Source organism: Kitasatospora sp. NPDC059571, assembly GCF_042735675.1.
In the GTDB taxonomy this organism is placed as follows: Bacteria; Actinomycetota; Actinomycetes; order Streptomycetales; family Streptomycetaceae; genus Kitasatospora.
On sequence record NZ_JBHWBW010000826.1, the window covers coordinates 1 to 1,384 of the forward strand.

General features: G+C 67.3%; 1 protein-coding gene. It reads right to left on the bottom strand.

Translation table 11 applies throughout. The annotated features are described in order from the left end of the window. Positions 1–39: 39 nt before the first annotated feature. Positions 40–1,326, bottom strand: a complete 1,287-nt coding sequence (locus ACFV0G_RS39350) for an IS256 family transposase (RefSeq protein WP_380558728.1) — start codon at positions 1,324–1,326, stop codon at positions 40–42. Positions 1,327–1,384: the final 58 nt, after the last annotated feature.

The following is a 1,384-nucleotide window of genomic DNA, read 5'->3' on the forward strand; positions in this document are numbered from 1 at the left end:
GGGTCTGTCCATTGAACGGTGTAACTCGGGTGGGTTGAGTTAGCGGCGGCCGATGGAGAGTCGGCCGTCGAAGGCGATCTCGAAGGCGTTGAGCGCGGCCTTCCAACGGGTCATCCAGCGTTTGCGTCCGGCTCCGGTCGGGTCGAGGGACATGATCGCCATGTAGACGCACTTCAGGGCCGCCTGCTCGTTCGGGAAGTGCCCGCGCGAGCGGACGGCCTTGCGGATCCGCGCGTTCACGGACTCGATCGCGTTCGTGGTGCAGATGACCCGCCGGACCTCGACGTCGAAGCTCAGGAACGGCACGAACTCCGCCCAGGCGTTCTCCCAGAGCCGCACGATCGCCGGATACTTCTTCCCCCAGGCCTCGGTGAACTCCACGAACCGCTCCAGCGCGGCGTCCTCGGTCGGAGCCGTGTAGACGGGCTTGAGGGCCTTGGAGATCTTGTCCCAGTCCTGGCGGGCCGCGTAGCGGAACGAGGCCCGGATCAGGTGGACGATGCAGGTCTGGGTGACGGCCTGCGGCCAGACCGCGGCGATCGCGTCCGGCAGGCCCTTGAGCCCGTCGCAGACGACCATGCAGACGTCGGCGACGCCGCGGTTCTTGATCTCGGTGAGCACGTGGAGCCAGTACTTGGCGCCCTCACCGCCGTCACCGGCCCAGAGCCCGAGGATCTCGCGGGTGCCCTCGACGGTGACCGCGAGGGCAACGTAGATCGGCCGGTTGGCGACCTGGCCGTCGCGGAGCTTCACGTGCACGCAGTCGATGAACACCACCGGATAGACCGGGTCGAGCGGGCGGTTCTGCCACTCGGACATGCCCTCGACGACCTGGTCGGTGATCGTTGAGATCGTCTGCTTCGACACTTCCGCGCCGTAGACATCGGCCAGGTGAGCGGAGATCTCACCGTGTGTCAGGCCGCGGGCGGACAGCGAGAGCACCATCTCGTCGACCCCGGACAGGCGCCGCTGGCGCTTGCGGACGAGCTGCGGCTCGAACGAGCCCTCGCGGTCGCGGGGAACATCGATCTCGACCGGGCCGACCTCGGTCAGCACAGTCTTCGAGCGGATGCCGTTACGGGAGTTGCCGCTGCCGGCCCCGGCCGGATCGTGCTTCTCGTAGCCGAGGTGGTCGGTCATCTCGCCTTCGAGGGCGGATTCGAGGAGCTTCTTCGTCAGCTGCTGGAGCAGGCCTCCGGAGCCGGTGAGCTGGAGCCCGCTTGCGCGGGCCCGGTCGACCAGTTGCCCGATCAACTGGTCGTCCAGGGCGTCCGGCTGCAACTCCGCCGGCCGTGCGGCCTCCACGGCCTCGGCCGAGACGGTCACGTCTGTCATCAGGTGCTACTTCCTTGATCGGGAGTTACACCGTTCTTTTTACAGACCC